Source organism: Nostoc sp. NZL (assembly GCF_015714705.1).
Taxonomy (GTDB): domain Bacteria; phylum Cyanobacteriota; class Cyanobacteriia; order Cyanobacteriales; family Nostocaceae; genus Nostoc; species Nostoc foliaceum_A.
The window spans coordinates 1-19,833 of record NZ_WBKL01000217.1; the positions used below are offsets into that span (position 1 = coordinate 1).

The 19,833-nt window shown below is 40.2% G+C and carries 11 protein-coding genes and 1 pseudogene; 9 read left to right on the top strand and 3 right to left on the bottom strand.

Features of this window, described 5'->3' with window-relative positions; translation table 11 throughout:
• From F8R90_RS32475 to F8R90_RS32490, 4 genes and pseudogenes are all read left to right on the top strand, one after another.
• Positions 1 to 223: pseudogene (locus tag F8R90_RS32475) on the top strand (NF041680 family putative transposase); the annotation flags it as partial.
• A 425-nt stretch (positions 224 to 648) separates the two neighbouring features.
• A complete protein-coding gene (locus tag F8R90_RS32480; RefSeq protein WP_196514168.1) occupies positions 649 to 3,393 on the top strand; it encodes a toll/interleukin-1 receptor domain-containing protein in 2,745 nt (914 codons plus the stop codon).
• 133 nt (positions 3,394 to 3,526) lie between these two features.
• Positions 3,527 to 6,340, top strand: a complete 2,814-nt coding sequence (locus F8R90_RS32485) for a peptidoglycan-binding protein (RefSeq protein ID WP_196514169.1) — start codon at positions 3,527 to 3,529, stop codon at positions 6,338 to 6,340.
• A gap of 85 nt (positions 6,341 to 6,425) precedes the next feature.
• Positions 6,426 to 7,448, top strand: coding sequence for an NADP-dependent oxidoreductase (locus tag F8R90_RS32490; RefSeq protein ID WP_196514170.1), 1,023 nt, complete (start codon positions 6,426 to 6,428; stop codon positions 7,446 to 7,448).
• A gap of 199 nt (positions 7,449 to 7,647) precedes the next feature.
• Here the strand turns inward: F8R90_RS32490 and F8R90_RS32495 are convergent, their stop codons facing one another.
• Positions 7,648 to 8,745, bottom strand: a complete 1,098-nt coding sequence (locus tag F8R90_RS32495) for a fatty acid desaturase family protein (protein WP_196514171.1) — start codon at positions 8,743 to 8,745, stop codon at positions 7,648 to 7,650.
• 334 nt (positions 8,746 to 9,079) lie between these two features.
• Entirely contained in the window at positions 9,080 to 10,360 is a 1,281-nt protein-coding gene (gene aroA / locus F8R90_RS32500) for a 3-phosphoshikimate 1-carboxyvinyltransferase (protein WP_196514172.1), read from the bottom strand.
• A gap of 166 nt (positions 10,361 to 10,526) precedes the next feature.
• Here aroA and F8R90_RS32505 point away from each other — a divergent pair, with 166 nt between their 5' ends.
• From F8R90_RS32505 to F8R90_RS32520, 4 genes are all read left to right on the top strand, one after another.
• Positions 10,527 to 11,288 (top strand): DUF928 domain-containing protein, encoded by a 762-nt coding sequence (locus F8R90_RS32505; RefSeq protein ID WP_196514173.1) that lies wholly within the window; start codon positions 10,527 to 10,529, stop codon positions 11,286 to 11,288.
• Between the two features lie 80 nt (positions 11,289 to 11,368).
• On the top strand, positions 11,369 to 13,591 hold the full coding sequence (locus F8R90_RS32510; RefSeq protein ID WP_196514174.1) for a CHASE2 domain-containing protein: 2,223 nt from the start codon (positions 11,369 to 11,371) through the stop codon (positions 13,589 to 13,591).
• Between the two features lie 287 nt (positions 13,592 to 13,878).
• Positions 13,879 to 14,184, top strand: coding sequence for a hypothetical protein (locus tag F8R90_RS32515; RefSeq protein ID WP_196514175.1), 306 nt, complete (start codon positions 13,879 to 13,881; stop codon positions 14,182 to 14,184).
• An 825-nt stretch (positions 14,185 to 15,009) separates the two neighbouring features.
• A complete protein-coding gene (locus F8R90_RS32520) occupies positions 15,010 to 16,680 on the top strand; it encodes a lipase/acyltransferase domain-containing protein (RefSeq protein ID WP_196514176.1) in 1,671 nt (556 codons plus the stop codon).
• A gap of 521 nt (positions 16,681 to 17,201) precedes the next feature.
• Here F8R90_RS32520 and F8R90_RS32525 read toward each other — a convergent pair.
• The gene (locus F8R90_RS32525) at positions 17,202 to 17,429 is read right to left on the bottom strand and encodes a hypothetical protein (protein ID WP_196514177.1); all 228 of its coding nucleotides are present in this window, start codon (positions 17,427 to 17,429) and stop codon (positions 17,202 to 17,204) included.
• Positions 17,430 to 17,553: 124 nt separating this feature from the next.
• Between F8R90_RS32525 and F8R90_RS32530 the strand changes: the two genes are divergently transcribed.
• Entirely contained in the window at positions 17,554 to 19,776 is a 2,223-nt protein-coding gene (locus F8R90_RS32530) for an FdhF/YdeP family oxidoreductase (protein WP_196514178.1), read from the top strand.
• The last annotated feature ends 57 nt before the right edge of the window (positions 19,777 to 19,833 follow it).

Here is a 19,833-nt window from a genome sequence, read left to right on the forward strand (position 1 = left end):
TCCTCTACCTTGGCAGAAGCCTCTCGAAAAATTAACCCCTGGAAGAGTTGCTCAAGCTATGGGTGGAGTTTTTGCGGTGATTGGTACTCCAGCCCAACCACCCAAATCTCGCGGAAAGTCTCCAGGCTGGAAGACGGATCAACCACGTAAACGTAGAATTCGCTACCCCATAGTTAAAAAAACTACAACCAAGCCCCGCAAAGAGCAATCAGAATCTGCTTAGTAGTGTAGATTTTCATCTCTGAAGTCTGTTTCTTTTCAACTCAGCGTTGCTGAGTCTTTTCTTGTTGCCTAGTCTAAACTCCAGTAGAAACGTAGCACTGCTACGTCTTTTTTTAGATATATCTATTGACATTAACACAAAAGTGTGTACTCTCTATGTAGAGCATTAGTGTTCAAATAATATGAAAAACGAAATAAACTTGCCGTCATTTGAACATTCACTTTAAGCTTTGTGTCAAAATAGCTAATATTGGTCTGTTACTGAAAATTTGTTTAAATAAATTATCATCATATAGTAAGAACATTTAAACAATAGATGAAACTTGCATTCAACTAATTCTTTTTCCGAAGTATATAGAATTTTTACGTAAATAGTAAAAAAACAGTATTTTATTTAAATTTTATTAAGTATTTATAGAAATTTATATGGCTGAGGCGTTTATTTCCTACTCTCGCAAAGATAAAGAGTTCGTCAAAAGGCTTTATGAAGCGCTCAAGCAACAGAAGCTAGATATCTGGGTGGACTGGGAAGGAATTCCACCCACGGCAGATTGGCGGAAAGAAATTTATGAAGGAATTGAAGCCGCTGATAATTTTATCTTTATTATTAGTCCAAATTCAGTCGTTTCTGAAGTCTGCCGTGAAGAGATTGCACACGCCCTAAAGCACAATAAACGTTTAGTGCCAATCGTGTGGCAGTATGCTGAAGGTATTGATCCCGAATTAGCCAAAATTAACTATATTTTCTTCCAAGAAAGTAATGATTTTGAGCAAGCCTTTCAATCATTACTCAAAGCACTTGATACTGACCTAGCTCATGTTAAACAGCATACCCGCTTACTCATGGGAGCCTTGGAGTGGGATCAGAAAAAACGCAACAATAGTTATTTGCTACAAGGTAGTGAACTAGAAGAAGCAGAGCAATGGTTCACTCAAGGAGCAGGAAAAGAACCCTTGATCGCACCACTCCAACAAGAGTACATTGTTGAAAGTCGCAAAGCCCAAAGGGCGCGTTACAGAACAAAAGTAATTGCTCTGACTTCAGGGTTTGTGATTTCAACAGGATTGGCTATTGTTGCAGCAATTGGCTGGAAGCAGGCTGATCACTTGCGGATAGAAGCACAAAAATCGGAACTCCGAGCCTTAATTTCAGCATCTGATGCACGTTTTACCTCGAATAGAAATACGATTGATGCCTTGATAGAAGGTTTAAAAGTCGGACAGAAACTCAAAGAACTAGATACAGCCAAAGCCAATATTCCAACTCAGGAACGGGCAGAAGTGATGGCCGTGCTGGGACAGGCGGTTTACTGGGTAAGAGAACGCGACCGCCTCCAGGGACACAGCGATTATATCCAAAGCGTTAGTTTCAGTCCCGATGGAGAAGCGATCGCTACCGCTAGTGGAGACAACACGGTAAAACTTTGGAATAAACAGGGTCTTTTGCAGAAAACTTTAAAAGGACACCTAGATCAAGTAGTTAATGTAAGTTTCAGTCCTAATAGTCAAATTCTTGCTTCTGCCAGTTTAGACGGAACAGTGAAACTCTGGAAACAGGATGGCAAGGAACCTAAAACCTTTAAAAAGCTGAATACTAAAATTCGATCTGTGAGTTTCAGTCATGATGGCAAGATTCTTGCCTCTGGTGGTGACGACAATATAGTGAGACTTTGGAACATACAGGGTCAGGAACTCAAAATGCTCAAGGGGCATACAGGCACTATCTACAGTTTGAGTTTCAGCCACAACGATCAAATCCTTGCTTCTGCCAGTTTAGACGGAACGGTGAAACTGTGGAACAAAGACGGTAAAGAACTTAAGACCCTAGAAGAACATAATAATACAGTGACTAGCGTGAGCTTCAGTTCTGACAATATCCTTGCCTCTGCCAGTTTAGATAGAACGGTGAAACTTTGGAATACTGAAGGGAAATTGCTTTCAACTTTTAAGAAATTAGAGGCACAAAGTAGTCGGATCTACAGCGTCAGTTTCAGTCCCGATGGTCAGACCCTTGCCACGGGTAATGATGATAATAGCGTGACACTCTGGCAGAAAAATGGCCAAGAACTTACTACCTTTACAGGACATAGTAGTAAAGTCAATCAAGTTACTTTCAGCCCCGATGGTCGTACCCTTGCATCTGCTAGTCAAGATAAGTCAGTGAAACTGTGGCAAATTGACCGCCCTTGGCAGACTATTCTCACTGGACATCAGGCTGGTGTCAATCGCGTAAACTTCTCAGCCGACGGGAAAGCGATCGCTACCGCCAGTGATGACAAGACGGTGAAACTCTGGAATCAGCAGGGTAAGCAGATCAAATCACTTCCGGTAAATGACTACACAATCTGGGATGTGAATTTTAGTCCAGATGGTCAGATAATTGCCGTCGTTAGTTCTGACGAAGGGGTGGTGAGACTGTGGAATCGTCAGGGTCAGCTACTCAAGACTTTAAAGCATGGCGATCGCATTCGCATTCATAGTGTGAGTTTCAGCCCAGACAGCAAAATGATTGCCACCACTAGTCAAGATAGAACAGTGAAACTTTGGAATCGCCAGGGTCAGTTGCTTAACACCTTAAAACATAGCGCCACTGTCTATAGCGTCAGTTTTAGTCCAGACGACAAGATGATTGCCACTGGTAGTAATGACGGGGAAGTGAAACTCTGGAATCGGCAAGGTCAGTTACTCAAGATTTTAAAGCATGGTGCTTCTGTCTACAGCGTCAGTTTTAGCCCGGATAGTCAGACCCTTGCCAGTGCTGGTGCAGATAATAGAGTAAAACTTTGGCAGCTTGATGGTGGTGCGATCGCTAGTCTTAATGGGCATAGTGCTGCAATCTGGCAAGTAACTTTCAGCCCTGACGGCAAGATGATTGCCACTGCTAGTGATGACGGAACAGTGAAACTTTGGCACAAAGACCGGACTTTGATTATTACTCTTACTGGCCATAGTGGTGAGGTCAATGGGATCAGTTTCAGCCCTGACAGCAAGACTCTCGTTTCTGGCAGTAAAGATGGTACAGCTATTTTGTGGAATGTGGAAAATCTCACCCTAGATAATTTGATGGGACGTGGGTGCGATTGGCTGCATGATTATCTGAAGAATAACCCGAATGTGAGTCAAAGCGATCGCAATCTGTGTGATGGAGTTCAAACTCAGGCTAAATATTGATTTCGACCATTTTCACTATTATTTCAGGTAGTCAAATGCTTCAAGAAAAGTAATAAATTTTAACTACTTTTTTGCATAAAAAAAACCAAAACCATAGATAAGCATAACAGCATAAATCTCAGAGGACATCACTGTGTATAAAAAATCAACAGGCTGGATACCAGACTACCCCGATTTTAGAGACTACCGCATGGACGAAATCAATCAAAAGTTAATGATCACAGTCCAAGATATACAGATAAATAATGATAATGATTCCCAAAACAGTATAGAAGAATTGTTTGAGTTATTAAAATTAATAAAAAATGGACTAAATCCAACTCTCGAAGAGACACTTGCCTCAAAGTTCAACAATTTTCAGCAAAAGATAAATAAAGGTTTCAAATTAGTCAATGCTAAAGCTCTTAAAGAACAGATATTTTTAGCTCATGGTTGTGCAGGGCAAGAAGTCTATAATCTTCAACAGAAGTTGCTGGAATTTACCAAATATCAGCATATTTTTGGAACTGAGGGACAAAAAATTAGTAAATTTGTAGATGATTTTTCAAAATCAGATTATCTGGAATATGGTTATTTTGGTGAAATTACAAAGGAGGCAGTAAAACTATTCAAGAGTATTTTTGGTCTCTCAATTGTCTCAGATGACAGTATTGATAGGGCTAACACTGATGACAAGGTTGATAGTGTTGTAGATCAAGTAACACTCTATACTTTAAACCAAGTTTTAGAAATCTTAAAACTTCAAAAAACAGAAGAAACTTCTAAAGCTAAAAGCACGGAAAAAACAATTAAAAAACTTGGAATGTTTGATCCAGAAATTAAAGAAATTCAAATAAAACTGAATAAACTAGGCTATCTCAAAAATTTAGGAGAAAATAACGGGGCAATAAAAGGATTCTTTGACTATCTAACAGAGGATGCAGTTCAAGAATTTCAAAGACAATATCATCCTTCAAAGGTTGATCGTGTTGATGGGATAGTTGACGAAAAGACAAAGAGAATCCTAGATGATCTATATAATGCACAAGCAAAACAATCTTTCGGTAATGATAAACTTAAAAAAGTACAGCAGCTTTTATGTGAGTTAGGAGAATTTGATGGACAAGTAACAGGGTATTCTAGTCGACAGACAAATACAGCTATAAAATCATTTAAAACTAGATATGAAATAGAAAGAGATGATGTTTATTTGACAAAAACCTTACAAGTATTAAGTGACTTAGTTGCGCTCAAAAAACAACAGCAACGGGAAGTTTTACCTGCATCCTCAACAATACCTATAACCCTTTATGAAATAATCTTAAGGGTTTTTGAAATTTCTGAATTGAAAACTGAACATTTTGTTAATGAAAAAATAATTCCAGAAGTTACGGATACTGATACGTCTGATCTCGCCAAACACCGAGGTGCGTTGAAACGAGCAATTGATATGATAGTTAAATTGGTTGCTCAACTAATTTCTCCTTTAGCTAAACATAGAAATCTTGAAAAAGCTGTAAGAGACGTATTAGATAAGCTAGATCAATGGTTCGATAAATCTGAATACGTTAACTATATTCGTCAAGAAAATAATCAACAAGAGAATAATAAATCAGGTATTAATGCTGAAAAGAATAAATCTTCTCAGCAAAAGTTGTGGGAAAAATCTAGTATTTTTTCTCAAGCAGAACAGGAAACAAACTTATTTAAAGACTGGGATTTAAATCCAGTGTCTTTATATATAGCTATTTCAGCAATTTTAAATTTCAAAGAATCCCTGAGTAATATTGATATAACAATTCCCGATCAAGCTTGCCTTGATAAAGATAGAAAAAAGAAATTAGCTACATCTTTAAAAAAGATAGATGATATATTCAAATCTATCAAAGATTTAGAAGTAACTATCAAGAATTTAGAAATTAGTCTGAATTATAATCCTCAAGTTCAGGGAGAAAATAATTCAAAAACTCAACCGAATAATCAGAGAACAGTTATCCAAATATTACCCGAGCGTCAAGATTATCCAAAGCATTTGGAGAAAAGTCTAGAGTTTCAAAGTGATTTACAACTTCCGTTAGAAGGACATTTACAAAAATGTGTAAAACAAAAACAAGAAAATAGCAAGAATGTAACTGTATATTTATTAATGCCAGAATTTGTAGATTTAACCTTCTGGTGTTCCCCAATTGAAGACCAAGGCTCATTGGATTCATGTACGGCACATGCCGGTGTTGCTTTAATGGAGTACTTTGAGAAAAGAAGTTTTGATAGATATGTCGATGCTTCTCGGCTCTTTCTTTACAAAGCAACACTCAATCTCATGCATCGTCAAGACGATGCAGGAGCATCTCTTCGGGAAACCATGCGGGCAATGGCATTATTTGGCGTGCCTCCAGAAGAGTATTGGCCCTATCAAGAAGACAAGTTTGATGAGGAACCAACCCCTTTTTGCTACTCTTTTGGTCAAAGTTATCAAGCGCTGAAATACTTCCGTCTAAATCCCTTAGGCACTACAGGAAATATACTGTTATTCCGAATTAAAACAGCTTTAGCCGCTGGTTTTCCCTGCGCCTTTGGGTTTACTATGTATTATTCAATCGAGGATCTAAACCCAAGTGGGTATATTCCATACCCAGTTAAAAACGATAAGGTAAAAGGAGGTCATGCTGTTGTTGCAGTTGGCTACGACGACCATAAAGTAATAGAGAACGCTGATGGTAGTAGATGCTCACAAGGAGCATTGCTAATCAGAAACTGTTGGGGAACCCGTTGGGGTGAAGGGGGCTATGGTTGGCTTCCTTATGACTACGTATTGGAAGGATTGACAAATGATTGGTGGTCGCTGCTTAAGTCTAAGTGGTTTGAGACAGGACACTTCGGGTTAGGAGCAAACGATTGGGTGTCTAATTTGGGGGGAGGGCCTACAGATAATACACCAAAAGAGAACTCTAAGCCGCCTAGAAATTAGGGCAAACGCACGTAGTTTTAGCAAACCCTTGGTGATAAGGATATTGATGAAAAAAATCACCTAAAAGATGAGAGGAAAATAACTTATGTCCGATTTAATTAACAAACAAATCATCCTCAAAAGTCGTCCAGTCGGCGAACCAAAAGAGAGTGATTTTGCTCTAGTAGAAACACCAACTCCCGAACCAGGTGAAGGCGAAATTCTTAGCCGTACCATTTATCTATCTCTCGACCCTTATATGCGTGGTCGCATTAGTGGAGGCCAGTCTTATGCTGCACCGGTAGAATTAGGTTCAGTTATTGTCGGTGGTACAGTTAGCCAAGTAATTAAATCAAATCATCCTCAATTTCAAGTAGGAGATTTTGTTCTTAATAGTAACGGTTGGCAAACTTATGCTGTATCAAAGGGTGAGACACTGCGTAAACTTGATCCTGCTCAAGCACCTTTATCCTATAGTTTAGGTGTACTAGGTATGCCTGGCTTGACTGCTTATGCTGCTCTGCTTGATATCGGTCAACCTAAAGAAGGTGAAACTGTTGTGGTTTCAGCTGCTTCTGGTGCTGTCGGTGCAGTAGTAGGTCAAATTGCCAAAATTAAAGGTGCGCGAGTAGTGGGAATTGTCGGGAGTGACGATAAGCGGGATTATATAGTTAAGGAATTAGGTTTTGATGTTGGCATTAACCGCAAAACTCAAGAACTTGATTCAGCGCTCAAAGAAGCTGCTCCTAATGGCATTGATGTTTACTATGACAATACAGCAGGTGTGATTTTAGAAACTGTCTTGCAGCAGATAAACCTTGGGGCAAGAATTCCACTAGTAGGTTTGATTTCAGAATATAACGCCACATCTACTCCACCAGGGCCTAATTTAATGCCACTACTAATCAAACGGGCTTTAATCAAAGGTTTCTTAGTTAGCGATTACCAACATCGGTTTAATGATTTTTTGCGTGATCTTACTGGATGGTTGCAGTCTGGTCAACTCAAGTATAAAGAAGATGTAGTTATTGGTTTAGAGAACGCTCCTAGTGCATTCATCGGTTTACTTCGAGGTGATAATTTTGGCAAGTTGATTGTTAAAGTCAATGACGATCCAACAGCAGCTTAATCGGTTCTTAAATTGGGTATGTGGTACGTTGAGACTCCAATTATTTCCAAATGAGCGAAAATTCTGGCACACCATTGGATAAAAGGGAGCAAATTGTTGAAAATCAGCGTCAGGAGTAGATAATTCAACTAAAGTTTTAGGTGTAACTAGATGCAAAAAGGTTTTAGGAGTAAGCTGCCACTACTGCTGACATTCTGCTTTAACCCTTTGAATTGTCACTTGTAGAACAGGGAACAGATTTTTTACCCGACCAATCTGTAAGAGTATTTTCATCTTTATAATGCCGGGGTGTTTGCAGCAGCAAGTTCCAAGCCTCGCTAGCATCCAATAAATTAAACTGTTCAGAATAGTGAGTTTCCAACAAATCTCTAACTATGAAGTAATAGTCAGAGTTCATTCCTGGAAAAATATGATGTTCAGTATGGTGAGAGAAATTTAAATGCAACAGGTCAAAGAATTTATAAACCCGGAGAGACATACTATTAATAAGTGGATCATTAACGCTGGTCATTCTACAAAGCAAATGATTGGTATAAATGTAAAAAATTATCCCACCATAGCCAATTCCAATAGGTAAAAAGTAACCAAGTATGAGTTTAAGGGGTTCAAATTGAAGATAGATTAGGATGCTTAAATGAATCATGATCATCATCAATAATTCCCCTGCGATCGCACGACGATCTTTAGGACTAACTGTAAATGCAGCAGGAACATAATCGACGGATTCACTATTAAAAAATAGCACAGATGTGAGATTGCGAAAAGTATGTACTCCCCAAGCTGAAGTCAATCCGACTGTGAACCATATAGGATTGACTTCACTAGAAGGCACAAATAAGTCCTGAATCCATTTTCCCCAGGTTGAAGACTGTTCGTATAAATAATTACGATCCGGGTCGCTCAAATCATTAGTGTGATTATGATGTACTCGGTTATGAACTGCTTTCCACAATGTTGGTGGCATCCACAACATTGTTAGCCCTAGAAAGCTAATGATATAGGTTAACCGGGCGTTTTTAATCACGCTACCATGCATCAGATCGTGGGAGCTAAATAGTAAGACAACCACGCTATTACCCATAATGATGCTTAGAGGTAGATAAAGCCATAAAAGAGATGGCGACCAACAATCTAACCGAGCCGCTATCATCCAGCCTAATATTAAAATTGTCAGATTAATGAACAAGATAATTAACTTGCTTGGATCTGGGATAAATGCTTCGGGTGGAATCAGGGAACGTAGTTCTTTTGCATATATTTTCTGGTGAATCAGTGTTTGATCAGTACTAACATTCATAAATCTTTGTTACCTAGAGAATTGAACTAAATACAGGTTTGGGGTAAATCGTAGCGTTTTTAAACGCAGAGAAATGCAGAGTCTTTCGTAATTTTATACATTACGGACTTATGAAAGCCTATACTATAGCAATTCCAAAAGCTAACTGCTCTCCAAGACTTCGCCAAAAAAGAAGATGGAGAGATAGGACTGATGTAAAAGTTAACTATAGAAGGACAAGCAAGGGAGCAAGAGAAGCAGTTCTTCAGCAATAAAAGAATGAAAAACAATCTTTTATTGGCTTTGAAGTTACTTCTGTTTTCTAGCAATCAGTAAACTTTGCTGTTTTAGGCTCTTATTGTTCTAACATTTGGAAGAATCGGGTGAAGTAATCTGGAAAGGTTTTCGCTGTACAACCAGGATCTTTAATCACAATTCCTGGAACCTTCAAACCTGTGACAGCAAAAGCCATCGCCATTCGATGATCGTGATAGGTTTCAATCGCCGCCGGAGTAATGGGACCAGGCTCAATTTTCAGTCTATCTGCGAATTCTTCAACCTTGACTCCTAGCCGACGCAACTCTGTGACTACAGCTTTAATCCGATCGGTTTCTTTATATCGAATATGTTCCACATTCCGAATGGTAATCGGTGAACTGGCAAAAGGCGCGATCGCTCCTAATGTTTGCACCAAATCTGATATATCATTCATATCAATGTCGATGCCTTGCAATTGCTTCGGCCCTGTCACTTCGGTGTAATCATCCGAATCCTTAATTTGGCAACCCATCTGTTCCAAAACATTCAGCCACAGAATATCACCCTGACAAGATTGTTTGGTCAAATGTTTGACGCGCACCCGTCCACCCGTGACGGCGGCGGCGGCAAAAAAGTAAGAAGCATTTGACGCATCAGGTTCTACTGTGTAATGTCGAGCTTGGTAACGTTGACCGGCTTTGATCTGAAATTGATTATCGCCGATTTGAATCACCTCCACGCCAAAATCTGCCATCAGACGACAGGTCATTTTAACGTAAGATTGAGAAACTAATGTCCCCTCAACTTCAATGCTGGTATCTTGTTGAGCATAGGGCGCAATCATCAGTAATGCCGAAAGTTGCTGACTTGTTTGATTTGCTTTCAACCGAAAATTTCCGCCAGCGAATCCCTGACTATAGATGGTGTAGGGCATAAACCCAGAGTTTCCCTCAAAGTTTATGGTTGCTCCACCCGTTTGCAGCACCGTCAACAAGTCGCCCATCGGCCGTTCTCGCATTCTGGGAACGCCATCTAGGCGATATTCGCCGTTCCCCAGTGCCACCAACGCCGAGATAAACCGTGCTGCTGTACCTGCCAAACCCACAAATAAATCTGCCTGTTTAGCTGGAATGTCGCCTCCCCTTCCCGCCACTTGGATCTGTGCCAGATCAGGATTCAGTGTAATAGGAATGCCCAATTGCTCTACGCATTTGGCAAAATACTCGCTGTCTTCACTAAATAAGGCATTTTCTAAAACGGAGTCACCTTGTGCCAAAGCAGCAACAAGCAACGCCCGATTGGTAAGACTTTTAGAACCGGGAATTTCTACCGTGGCATCCACTGGCCGATTTAGAGCAGGAATTGCAATGGTATCCACGTTAAACCTCTACGTAGGCGGTTAGCTACAACTTTATATATTCCCATATTGTAACCAAATTCGTAATTCGTAATTCGTAATTCGTAGTTGAGTGAAAAATCTGACTTTGCTTTTGGGAATACTTGATTTATTCACTTGACTAATCTAGAACCCAGGCATTATCAATATGAAATGGATTAAACCATCTCTATATTTTCTAGCCTTTTCCTTACCTTTGTGTTTGCTTTCTGCTTTCACAGCACAGGTACAGGCTCAGTCGGATCATTCCAATAAAACTTGGCAAATTAGTCAGACATTTAAGCCGCCACAGCGGGGAAAACCTCCTGCAAGTGCTGGTGGTTCTACCCGTGGTGGCTCTTGCATAACAGGGAAAAAACTAATAACTCCCTTAATACCTCCAGATAAATTAGGGCTGACATTTGCTCAACGTCCAACATTTTTCTGGTATGTACCTGCATCTAAAGTCAAAACAGCCAAGTTTCTGCTTTTAGCTGAAGACCAGAACGTATTTTATGAAACATCTTTTCCACTACCGAACAAACCAGGAATTGTTGGCTTCAAACTTCCTGACAGTGCCCCTGCACTTGCTGTAGGTAAAACTTATCATTGGTATCTAACAATTGTTTGTGATGCTCAAGACTCCAGTGAAAATCCCACTGTAGATGGTTGGGTGGAACGCACTCAACCAGGATCACCCTTGTCGGAGGCGTTAGCAAAAGCAAATTTGTACAAGTTGCCCAGCATCTATGCAGAAGCTGGGATTTGGCATGAGGCGCTGACTAGTTTGGTACAGCTGCGCCGGACTGAGCCGAATAATTTAAAAGCAAGGCTGGATTGGAGACAATTTTTCAAGTCAGTAGGTTTGAGTGCGATCGCTTCAGAACCATTGATCGATTGTTGCACATCTAAGAATTCACCACCAAATTGAACAAGGGCATTAAGAGAACTCCTAACTACTAACTCTTGTACAGACGCGATTAATCGCGTCTCTACTCAACATTAAATATTATGTGGGCAAAGCTGAAACCGCAAATCTGGCAATGGCGGGGTGTTTTACTTGCTGTTCCCAATATTACAGCCCTGGTGATTGCACTACGCTTGACTGGATTACTGCAATTGTTGGAATTGGCAGCACTGGATCAATTTTTTCTCCTCCGTCCACGAGAGTCGGCTGATAGCCGCATCGTCATAGTTGAAATTAATGAAGCAGATATCCGCAAGCAAGGTCAGTGGCCTATGTCTGATGGAAATCTTGCCAGTTTGTTAGAAAAAATCAAACAGCAGCAACCTAGAGCGATCGGTTTAGATATTTATCGTGATTTACCCGTCAATCCCGGTCATCAAGACTTACTTAAGGTCTTCAAGTCTACTCCCAATTTAATTGGAGTCCAAAAAGTCTCTGATACTATTGATAGTTCGGCGGTTGATTCATCTCCAGAACTGAAGCAACTTCATCAAGTTGGGTCGAATGACATACCCATAGATGGAGATGGCAAAATTCGGCGAGGATTGTTGTACGTAAATTTAAATAATGACGAGATTCTCGAAAGCTTTGGGTTAAAACTGGCATTGTTGTACTTGAAACCTGAAGGTATTACCGCAAAGCCATCAGCAACTAACTCTAATTACTTGCAGTTAGATCGGGGTCTTTTCCCGATTTTTGAGGCTAATGATGGCGGTTATATCCGAGCAGATGCGGGGAGTTACCAAGTGCTGTTGAACTATCGAGGACGGATACAGCAGTTTACTAAAATTTCTCTTAGCGAAGTGCAAGAAAATCCCATCCCACGAGACTTAATGCGAGACAAAGTAGTATTAATTGGTGCTACCGCTGAGAGCTTGAAGGATCTATTCTATACGCCTTACAGCAGTAATGTATTTACTGACCCAGAACGGATGGCGGGTGTAACAATTCATGCTAATTTGATTAGTCAAATTTTAAGTGCGGCAATGGATGGCCGCCCACTGATTAAGTGTTTACCTGAGTCGCTAGAATGGCTATCAATTTTGATTTGGTCAATTATTGGCGCTAGCTTGTGTTGGCTGCAACGCCACAGTAGCAACCAGAAAATGCTCATGGCTGTTAGTGTTTTGTTGGCAGGTAGCGGTTTACTTGGTGGCAGTTTTCTGGCGTTTTTGGCTGGTTGGTGGATTCCCGTTGTCCCTTCAATGCTGGCATTTGCAGGTTCTGCGATCGCACTTACTCAGTATATTGCTCAAAGCGCTACTGAGATGCGAAAAACCCTCGGCCGCTATCTAACTGATGAAATTGTCGCTAATATCCTAGAAACTCCTTCTGGGTTAAAGCTAGGGGGAGAACGAAGAAAAGTTACGGTTCTTGTGTCTGATTTACGAGGATTCTCAGCTATTTCTGAACAATTGCCCCCCGAAGAAGTAGTAAAGATTTTGAATCTTTATCTGGGAACAATGACAGATGTGATTAACCAGTATAAAGGCACAATTAATGAGTTTATGGGTGATGGTATTTTTGTGATATTTGGTGCGCCAATTAGTCGCAAAGATGATTCTCAACGAGCGATCGCTTGTGCTATTGCGATGCAATTGGCAATGCAGCAAGTGAACGAACAAAATCAGCAAATGAATTTCCCAATTCTCGAAATGGGAATTGGAATTAATACAGGCGAGGCCGTGGCGGGAAATGTTGGTTCTCAAAAACGCGCTCAATATACAGTTATTGGCAGTCATGTTAATTTGGCTGCCCGAATTGAGTCTTATACCGTGGGAGGACAGATTTTAATTTCTGAAAATACCTGTAAGGATGCCAATATTGACCTACAAATTGCTGGACAACTACAAATAGAACCTAAGGGAATAAAACACCCTGTGACAATTTGTGAAATTCGTGGCATTGGCGGTCAATATAATTTATTCTTGCCTGATGATGATCAAGAAATGATCATTCTCAATCAAGAAGTCCCTGTGGAATACACCATTTTGCAGGGAAAACATGCAGTGGGAACAGTATTTTTGGGAGCATTGATTAGCCTCTCAGAAAAAAAGGCGCAATTACAATCGCCACATTCTTTAGAACTGTTGAGTAATCTCAAACTCAAGTTATTGATTGAACCAAAACTGGATACAGAAGAAGAATATATCTATGTCAAGGTGATCCAACAATCTCATGTTGACGAGCATCTTTTTTTGCTTCGGTTTACAGCTGTTCCCCCGAAAGCGATCGCAATTCTCAATGCACTCCGTCAGCCTGAATGAGATTAAGGCATCAATGTTGAAATGCTAACAAAGGAAGGTGTATGTAAATAGAGTCAACCGAAAAAGTAGGTAGTTCAGCTTTTTTTAAAATAGTAGCAATTGTTGCTGATACAAGCTGGCGATCGCGGTAAGATTTTGGACTTAAGCCTGATCCAACTCCAATAACTCCTAACTCTGACCGAATAATTAATAATTCGTAATTTATGGTATGGAGCAATTTAGTTGAGTTATGGAGATAAAAATATGATTTTTTCTAAAACTGAGATTTAATTACATCCGAAGGACAAATGACCAACGTAAACAACTTTCAAAGACTAGTAGAACTTGCAAACGATCATGGAATTATTTGCCAGCCAACACCAGAAGAATGTTTGATTGCATCCTTGCCTGGAGACGATGATTTCTTATTAGCTTTTACTTGGTCTGGTACAGTTGAAGGAGAGCCGCCAGAGCATGAATTAATCGCAATTAGTGTACAGGATATAGTCAAAGAAGTTACCGTTGCAGCTTGGCAAATTCCTTTTTATTTATTCGGAAACGTTTTAAGGCAAGCTCAGATGCTTGTCGCTGCCCACAAAGATTTTGTTAGCTAAGAGACAATTTATATCTCAAAACTGCTATCCCTGTCAACTATCTGTGGCAGGGATTTTTATTTCAACTACTGCTTTAAAGATTTATAAAATATTATCTGTTGAAAGTAAAAAAAGAAACAATTAATCTCTTCTTTTATTAATTTTTTTAGCTATTTTAATTCTCTTAACTGTCTTAACTGTCTTAACTGTCTCTTAATGTAGTTATTTAACTGTCTGCTTCACTTTTTTATATCTTCCAAAATTTAGTATAAAAAACACTTAAGCTTATAAACTTGCAAAAATAGTAACAATATATAGTAACCACTATAGAAACTATTTATCCCCTTTATATATGGTCTACAGGCTAAAATAAGCTGTGCAGCTTGGGAAGATGAGATACGAAGAATTACATACTTTTAAAGTAAAATTTATGAATTACTATTACATCTGCTATTATTTAGTTTCTTAAAGTTTTAGGAATCTTCTTTCATCTTTATCTGCTTGCAAATTAAATAAAATCATGGTTTTATCAAGTTAACGACCAAGCTATAAAAAGCGGTTAGCTTGATAACTATCTAATAGATAGTGAAGTTTAATGTGGCTATTGTCATATCAAATACGGTAATTACTGGTTATTAAAATACCTGTGCATTTATGTGTTTTTGCATCTATGCGTCAGTTCTAATAATAAGTTTTCAACCGGATATGATATCAGTCGGCATAGTGGGTCAAGAACAAAATTCAAAGCCCTATATATCAAATAGCATTCCTGTCCAATAGCAAAAAGAAACGTATCAGTTTTCAAGTTTGAATCTGTGTAAATTCAGGTAATAAAGGAAAAGACAAATGGTTAATCCCGTAATATTGATTCCAGGACTAGCAGGATCGAGGCTAAAAACACATAATAAAGATCAGTCAGAAGAAGGCGTGACAGGCGGTAAACTTTGGGTCGGTCAAGATATGGCACCACCACCACCAGGTCAAACAATTCATGTAGATGAACAGACAGACGTGGAATATCCGCCATCAAATATAGTCGGACTTAATGCACCAGTATATGCTACCAAACCAAATCAACCTACCGAAAATCCTATTGTAACAAATTGGAAAAAGAACCTGAAATTGAAGGATATTAATGGCATAACCCCAGAAGTAGAAGCAGACCAAAGTGTGCCGCTAATAGAAGATGACCCAGACATTCAATTTAATCGATTTGTAGATGGAATACAGGGGATTAAAAATTTAGCTGTTTCTCAAAGTGAGCTAGATATTATACTTTTCGGAATAAACAACCCACTCACTCCTGAAGAAGATCGAAAAAAACTCCAAGAATTGTACGCAGGTTTGCTAAAAGTGAATTACTTTTCAGAATTAGTAACTGCGTTATTAGACACTGATGAGTACCGAGGCGAAGCAGCTGCGTTGCCCGCAAATTTGGTAGCCCTTCCTTATGATTGGCGAATAAGCCCAGCAGGTTTGGAACAGCGATATCAATATTTCTCTAAACTCAAGAGTACCATAGAGGAATTATACAAAGCCAAACCACTCATACTTAAGCCAGCTACACCTGTGGTCATAATAGCCCACAGTATGGGAAATAGGGTGACGCAATATTTCTTGGAGTGGATCAAAAACGATCCCTCCGCAGGACAAGCCTGGATAGATAAACATATAGAACGATACATAGCAGTTAGCCCACCGTGGATAGGTGCGCCACTAGCAATTCGTCTGCTGTCAACAGATGATGGATTTAATTTAGGAGGAGCAAGTTTATCGGGCATTAAAAAGGCATTACAATCCTTTTCCAGCATTCCTTCGCTATTGCCAGTAACAAAAGCGAAGTACGAGTATTTCAACACAACAGATTTTTCGTTTATCAGAAATGAAGATGTTGGTGAATCACAGAGAATCGCTCCCGGTGACTTTAGAGCGGAAACAACCGAAAACATATTACAACTTGGAGGAGCCGAAAGTACGACGCTGAAATATATCAAGGATTATTATGAACAAGATCCGAATTTCAGTGATGGAGAATTCGGGAGTAAAGCGGTAAAAACCCCACCTGTCAAGAACATTGATGTCATTTATTCAACTGGTTTTAACACACCAGTAGGAGCATACTACTATCAAGAAAAAAAAGAACTCAAAGTAGCGAGTTACTTGGGTACACCCGAACAGCCTGTGGAGGACGGAGAATTCGTTGTCATAAACGGAGTAAGATTGGAAAAAGCGGATAGAACACAACAACTGATATCAGATGATGGAATCACTAATTCAGGAGATGGAGTAGTTGCATACGGAAGCTTGGCATACTTTCTGACATGGCAGCGACACCGAGATGTACCAGGCCAAACAATAACTGCACATCCATTTGCTAAACCTCAAGGGACTGAAGCTCCAGAATTAGTAGAAAAAGGGATTGATTTAAGCCATAACGCAATTCTACGACACCCAGAAGTAATCAAATTAATCTTCAATTTGTTGCGGATATCAAAAACAACACCTGTTAGTGTATAAATTTTCAGAAGATTAGACTTCTTGCAAAGTCGTGTTTGCGACGGACTGCGCTTACGCAGACTCTTAGCAGAGGGCGATCAAATACTTTTCGGTTTTTGGGGGAAAGGGGAAAGGTTTGAATTTACCTTTACCCGCAAACCCATTAACCTTTCCCCCAGATCAAAAAAGAGATTGTTGGGTTTATCCGAAAAGTATTGAAGGGCGATCGCCTTTCTTTTTTTCATATTAAAGTATAATTTTATGCTTACTAATCCCAGACTAAAAAAAGTTAAAAGTATTTATTCGTAACTTGTGTTCAAGGATAAAACCTAACTTAACGTGAGTTCGATGCACAGGATTTTGACCTCACCCCCAGCCCCTCTCCTAACAGGAGAGGGGAGCAAAAGCCTAACTTTTCGTTGCTCCTCCCTCTCCTCTCTTCGAGACGCTTCGCGAACGCAGGAGAGGGAGGCTGGGTGGGTGAGGTCTGTCGAATTCACGTTAACTTAGGCATCAAAATTATAAGGAATGCTTTCAATAACTTATCTGAACTTCATCTTTTGACTAAATTCAATAAGCAAAATCTGCAATTGCTTTCTCAAAAGCAGCTTTTTATTTCTCATTTCAGTATATTCAGCAAGCAAAAGCAGCTGTTTCTTCTTCAAAAGCAGCTTTTTATTTCTCATTTTGGTGTATTCAACAAGCAAAAGCAGCTTTTTATTTCTCATTTCGGTATATTCAGCAAGCAAAAGCAGCTTTTTATTTCTCAAAAACAGCTTTGACTTTCTCCTTTTGGCATATTCAGGAAAGCCGAACGATTTTTAACTGTCTGCTACTCATTTCGTAATCAAAACGATAGCCTAAGAGAATCCAGGAACTCACACACACTGCATCATGTTACCCAAACCCAAAAAACACTGGACACCCCAGCACTGGGCAAGTTGGAAACCCTTTGGTATTGGCGAACAGTACCCCAACAATTACTGGGAAGTATTTCGCGCAATTTGGCTGTCTCGTGACAAACTACCATACACGTGGAATATCCTAAATAAAGGTGTCTGCGATGGTTGCGCCCTCGGAACAACCGGGATGAAGGATTGGACTTTAGATGGTATCCATCTCTGCAATGTGCGGTTGCGGCTGTTGCAGATGAATACGATGCCAGCTTTTGACTCTGTACTACTGGAAGATGTTTCGCAGTTACAAAAGCAAAAAAGTGCCCAATTACGAGACTTAGGACGGCTTCCTTACCCGATGATTCGTCAACGAGGGGAAAAAGGTTTTCGTCGTGTTAGCTGGGATGATGCTTTAGGGGTAATTAGCGATCGCATCCGCACTACCACACCAGACCGCCTCAGTTTTTATGTTACCAGTCGCGGTACTGTCAACGAAACTTATTATGCCACCCAAAAAGCTGTGCGGGCAATGGGAAGCAATAATATTGATAACGCGGCCCGCATTTGCCATTCTCCCAGTACAGCAGGACTGAAAGCTGCTCTGGGTGCAGGGGCTACCACCTGTTCTTATAAAGACTGGATTGGAACTGATTTATTAATCTTCATTGGTTCCAACGTTGCTAACAATCAGCCTGTTACCGTTAAGTATCTCCATTATGCCAAGAAAGCTGGCACTAAAATTGTAGTTATTAATACTTACCGTGAACCAGGAATGGAGCGCTACTGGGTGCCCTCAATTGTAGAAAGTGCCGTTTTCGGTACAAAGTTTGCCGAAGACTTTTTCTTAATCAACATGGGCGGGGATATAGCATTTTTGAATGGCACAATTAAACATATAATTGCTAACAACTGGGTAGACCAGTCATTTATAAATTTACATACAGTTGGCTTTGCCGAACTCAAAGCATCGTTAGAAAATCAATCTTGGGAAGAATTAGAGCGGCTTTCTGGAACATCTCGCGATGAAATGTACGCCTTTGCCAAAATGGTCAAAGAAGCTAATACAGCCGTATTTGTTTGGAGTATGGGCATTACTCAGCATGAATGCGGTGAAGATAATGTGCGAAGTATTATCAACCTAGCTCTTACCAAAGGTTTTGTCGGTCGTGAAGGCTGCGGTTTAATGCCAATTCGCGGCCATTCTGGGGTGCAGGGTGGCGCAGAGATGGGATGTTACGCCACAGTATTTCCTGGTGTTAAACCCATTACCCCAGAAAATGCTGCCCAATTGAGTCAGCATTGGGGTTTTGAAGTGCCCGCAAGTAAAGGTTTAATTGCTCCAGAAATGATTAACGCTGCACATCAGAAGCAATTAGATGTGTTGTTTTCCGTGGGCGGGAATTTTTTAGAAGTGCTGCCAGAACCAGATTATGTGGAAGCGGCGCTGAAGCAAATACCGCTGCGGGTACATATGGATATTGTTCTCTCTAGCCAAATGTTGGTGGAACCTGCTGATACTGTGGTGCTTTTACCTGCGACGACTCGCTATGAAATACCAGGGGGAGTAACAGAAACTAACACCGAACGCCGGGTAATTTTCAGCCCAGAAATTCCGGGGCCGCGCATTGGAGAAACGCGTCCAGAGTGGGAAGTGTTTTTAGAATTGGCAAGGCGGGTAAAGCCAGATTTGGCAGATAAGCTGGCTTTTGCTAACACAGCTGCTATCCGTCAAGAAATTGCTCAAGTCGTCCCCCAATATGCTGGTATTCAACATTTACAGCAGGCTGGTGACCAGTTTCAATATGGTGGCTCACATTTGTGCTTTGGTTGGAATTTCCCTACAGCAGATGGTAAAGCACATTTTGGGGTATTATTGCCACGCCAAAGAGAATTACCAGAGGGCTATTTTTTATTAGCAACTCGCCGAGGCAAACAATTTAATAGTATGGTGCAAGAACGCAAGGATGCAATTACTGGGGCGGTGAGAGAAGCGGTGCTAATGAATGCTGCTGATGCGGCAGAGTTGGGTTTAAAAGATCGCGATCGCGTCATTCTTAAGAATGATTTAGGCGAGTTGTTATGTCAAGTCTATATTGCGCCAATTCAGTCAGGAAACTTGCAAGTACATTGGCCAGAAGGGAATGTGCTACTAGATAAAAGTAAGCGATCGCTTGAAGGTGTCCCTGATTATAATGCGATCGTGCGGTTGGAAAAAATTTGAATCAAAGAAAATCGGCGGGCAACTATCCTTCAACGGGTGGGAAAAATAGTCGCTCGC